This window comes from Pseudomonas sp. GZD-209 (genome assembly GCF_049310485.1).
GTDB classification, from domain to species: Bacteria; Pseudomonadota; Gammaproteobacteria; order Pseudomonadales; family Pseudomonadaceae; genus Aquipseudomonas; species Aquipseudomonas sichuanensis.
Genome location: NZ_JBMOWQ010000227.1, coordinates 1 through 4,450 on the forward strand (window position 1 = coordinate 1; position 4,450 = coordinate 4,450).

Genomic DNA, 4,450 nt, shown 5'->3' on the forward strand with positions numbered 1-4,450 from the left:
TTGCCCACCTCTTCCACCCCCCCCCCCCCCCCCCTCCCCTCCCCCCCCCCCCCCCCTCCCCCCCCCCCCCCCCCCCCCCCCCTCCCACGGGTGCCTTGAATACTCAGAAAAACTGCCTGGCAGGAGATCCACCGTGAGCGAACAACCATCAACAGCCCATTGGCAACTGCAGGGCATCGTCACTGGCCTGCGCAGCGCCCGTGAGCAATGGCGCAGCAGCAATGGCCGCAGCAGCGGCGAGCAGGGCGGCCGCGAGCTGCCGTCGCGCGAGGCGCTGCGCCAGATCCTCGAGCAACTGTGCGGCGCGCTGTTCCCCATGCGCCTGGGCCCGGTGGACCTGCGCGAGGAAAGCGAGGACTTCTACGTCGGCCATACCCTCGACGCCGCGCTGACCGCGCTGCTGACCCAGGCGCGCCTGGAACTGCGTTACGCGGCGCGCCATGGCAAGACCGACGTCACTGACGTCGACGCCCACGCCCTGCGCCTGATCCAGGACTTTGCCGCCGCCCTGCCGGCGCTGCGCGTGCTGCTCGACACCGATGTGCTGGCCGCCTACCACGGTGATCCGGCGGCGCGCAGCGTCGACGAGGTGCTGCTGTGCTACCCGGGCATCCTGGCGATCATCCACCACCGCCTGGCCCATCACCTGTACCAGGCTGGCTTGCCGCTGCTGGCGCGGATCAGCTCGGAGCTGGCGCACTCGGCCACCGGCATCGACATCCACCCCGGTGCGCAGATCGGCCCGAGTTTCTTCATCGACCACGGCACCGGCGTGGTCATTGGCGAGACGGCGATCATTGGCGAGCGGGTGCGCATTTACCAGGCGGTAACCCTGGGCGCCAAGCGCTTCCCCAGCGATGAGTCGGGGACCCTGCACAAAGGCCTGGCGCGCCACCCGATCGTCGAGGACGACGTGGTGATCTATGCCGGGGCGACCATTCTGGGGCGTATCACCATCGGCAAGGGCTCGACCATTGGCGGCAACGTCTGGCTGACCCGCAGCGTGCCGGCCGAGAGCAACATTACCCAGGCCAATTTGCAGTTGGATTGCGAGGGCAAGAAAGCCCTCTAGCATCGTGTGTATGGCGCGTGGGGGGGGGGGGGGGGGGGGGGGGGGGGGGGGGGGGGGGGGGGGGGGGGAGGGGGGGGGGGGGAGGGACCTTGCCCCGCGATGGCGAGGGTGGGCTTGACCCCGCAATCGCGGGGCAAGCCCGCTCCCACGTTGTCCCTCACAAGGACCCCGCCCAGCGGCATCGGGTCGCATTGAAATCCGATCCATGTTTAACTTGAACGCTTGTTCAATGAAAAAACGCTGGTCCATTGCCGGTGTTCAACAGGAGGATTCCTTTGCTGAACCCGTACAATCCGAACCTCACGTCCTTTGACGAGGTGCACGCCCGATGAGTGCACCAACGCCTTCCCTTGCCAATGGCAAGATCCGCATGAACCCCCCGGTGTTCTACTTCGCGGCAAGCTTCATCCTGCTGTTCGGCCTGGTGGTCATCGCCATGCCGCAAGCGGCCGGTGAATGGCTGCTGGCGGCGCAGAACTGGGCGGCCAACACCGTCGGCTGGTACTACATGCTGGCCATGACCCTGTACCTGGTGTTCGTGGTGGTCACTGCGGTATCCGGCTACGGCAAGATCAAGCTCGGCGCCGACCACGACGAACCCGAGTTCAGCTACCTGTCCTGGGCCGGCATGCTGTTCGCTGCCGGCATCAGTATCACGCTGTTCTTCTTCTGTGTTTCCGAACCCCTGACCCACATGCTCCAGCCGCCCCAGGGCGAGGCGGGCACGGCCGAGGCCGGGCGCCAGGCGATGCAGATCCTGTTCCTGCACTGGGGCCTGCATGGCTGGGGCGTGTTCGCTTTCGTCGGCATGGCGCTGGCCTACTTCGCCTACCGCCACAACCTGCCGCTGGCGCTGCGTTCGGCGCTGTACCCGCTGATTGGCAAGCGCATCAACGGCCCGATCGGCTACGCGGTGGACGGCTTCGGCATCATCGCCACGGTGTTCGGCCTGGGGGCCGACATGGGCTTCGGCGTGCTGCACCTGAACGCCGGGCTCGACTACCTGTTCGGCATCAGCCACAGCCAATGGGTGCAGGTGCTGCTGATCACCCTGATGATGGGCGCGGCGGTGGCCGTGGCGGTCGCCGGGGTGGAGAAGGGCGTGCGGGTGATGAGCGACATCAACCTGTTCCTGGCCTGCGCGCTGCTGCTGTTCGTGCTGTTCGCCGGGCCCACCCAGCACTTGTTCAACACCTTGATCCAGAACCTCGGCGACTACCTCGGCGCCTTGCCTCGCAAGAGTTTCGACGTGTACGCCTATGGTGAAAACCGTGACTGGCTGGGTGGCTGGACGGTGTTCTACTGGGCCTGGTGGATTGCCTGGGCGCCGTTCGTGGGCCTGTTCATCGCGCGTATTTCGCGCGGCCGCACCATCCGTGAGTTCGTCTTCGGCGTGCTGCTGATCCCGCTGGGCTTCACCCTGGCGTGGATGTCGATCTTCGGCAACAGCGCGCTGGACCAGGTGATCAACCACGGCATGACCGCGCTGGGCCAGTCGGCCATCGACAATCCGTCGATGAGCCTGTACCTGCTGCTGGAAACCTACCCGTGGAGCAAGACGGTGATCGCCGTGACGGTGTTCATCAGCTTCGTGTTCTTCGTCACCTCGGCCGACTCCGGCACCGTGGTGCTGTCGACGCTGTCGGCCAAGGGCGGCGGCGCTGACGAAGACGGGCCTAACTGGCTGCGGATTTTCTGGGGGGCGATGACCGCGCTGATCACCAGTGCCCTGCTGTTCGCCGGCAGCATCGACTCGCTCAAGTCTGCGGTGGTGCTGACCTCGCTGCCGTTCTCGCTGATCCTGTTGTGCATGATGTGGGGGCTGCACAAGGCCTTCTACCTGGAGAGCCAGCGGCAGATCGCCCAGATGCATTCGCTGGCCCCGTTCGCCCAGTCGCGGCGCGGCCGTGGCGGCTGGCGCCAGCGCCTGAGCCAGGCCGTGCATTTCCCGTCACGTGACGAGGTGTACCGCTTCATGGACGACGTGGTGCGCCCGGCGATTGCCGAGGTGCGCGAGGTGTTCGAGCAGAAGGGCCTGGTGCTGATCACCCAGGACGACCCGAGCCATGACAACGTCAGCCTGAAGATCGGCCATGGCGATGAGCAGCCGTTCATCTACCAGGTGCAGATGCGTGGCTACTTCACCCCGTCGTTCGCCCTCGGTGGGCTGGGTACGCAGGACTTGAAGAACCGCCGTTATTACCGGGCGGAGGTGCACCTGAGCGAGGGCAGCCAGAACTACGACCTGGTGGGCTACAGCAAGGAGCAGATCATCAACGACATCCTCGACCAGTACGAGCGGCACATGCAGTACCTGCATCTGGTGAGGTAGGCCTGTTCCGGCCTATTCGCGGGTAAACCCGCTCCCACAGGGTTCTGCGCAGCGCCTGTGGGAGCGGGTTTACCCGCGAATGCATTGGGACTGGCAAAGCCTATCTGTCAGAACGGCGCATCCCCCAGGATGGTCGCCCGGTGCATCACCCGCCGATTGGGCCGGTAGTCATCCACCGCAAAATGCTGGGTCACGCGGTTATCCCAGAACGCCACGTCGTTCTCCTGCCAACGCCAGCGAATGCTGAACTCCGGCCGCGTCGCATGGGCGAACAGCAGCTTGAGCAGCGCCTCGCTTTCATACTCGTTCAGCTCGTTGATGCGCGTGGTGAAGCCTTCGTTGACGAACAGCGCCTTGCGCCCGCTGACCGGGTGGGTGCGCACCACCGGGTGCGACAGCGGCGGGTTGTTGCGCCGGGTGGCTTCCCAGCGCGCGAGGTCCTCGGGCGTGGTGCCGAAGCGCTCCAGCGGGAAGGATTTGGTGAAGTCATGGGTGGCGGTCAGGCCGTCGAGCATCGCGCGCAGCGGCGCCGACAGTGCCTCGAATGCGGCAATGCCACTGGCCCACAAGGTGTCGCCACCGTAGGCCGGCAGCTGCTTGGCGCTGAGCACCGCGCCCAGTGCCGGGGTCGGCAGGAAGGTCACGTCGGTGTGCCACACGGCGTTGTCGCGTACGTCGGTCACGGCGGTGTCGAGGATCAGCACCTGCGGGGTTTCCGGCACGTTGGGGTAGATCGGGTGGATGTGCAGGTCGCCGAAGTGGGCGGCGAAGCGCGCCTGTTGTTCGGGGGTGATCGGCTGATCGCGGAAGAACAGCACCTGGTGCTCGAGCAGCGCCTGCTCGATGGCGTCGCGCTGTTGCGGGGTGATTTCGCGGCTGATGTCGACGCCGCTGATCTGCGCGCCCAGGGCCGGGCTCAAGGGGGTAATGGTCAGGCTCATGGTGTTTTCTCGCTTGAGAATTCGTGTCCCGGTATCGGGCAATATCGCGGGGCAAGCCCGCTCCCACGCAAGATAGGATCGTGGGAGCGGGCTTGCCCCGCGATG

3 protein-coding genes are annotated in these 4,450 nt (G+C 66.0%); 2 read left to right on the plus strand and 1 reads right to left on the minus strand.

Features of this window, described 5'->3' with window-relative positions:
• Window positions 1–133 precede the first annotated feature (133 nt).
• Window positions 134–1,072: a serine O-acetyltransferase EpsC gene (gene epsC / locus ACO6VM_RS22830; protein ID WP_422403853.1), complete on the plus strand. Its 939-nt coding sequence runs from the start codon at window positions 134–136 to the stop codon at window positions 1,070–1,072.
• A 370-nt stretch (window positions 1,073–1,442) separates the two neighbouring features.
• Entirely contained in the window at window positions 1,443–3,404 is a 1,962-nt protein-coding gene (gene betT, locus ACO6VM_RS22835) for a choline transporter BetT (RefSeq protein WP_401056121.1), read from the plus strand.
• 107 nt (window positions 3,405–3,511) lie between these two features.
• Here the strand turns inward: betT and tauD are convergent, their stop codons facing one another.
• Complete coding sequence (gene tauD / locus ACO6VM_RS22840) at window positions 3,512–4,345, minus strand: taurine dioxygenase (RefSeq protein ID WP_401055764.1); 834 nt, start codon at window positions 4,343–4,345, stop codon at window positions 3,512–3,514.
• Window positions 4,346–4,450: the final 105 nt, after the last annotated feature.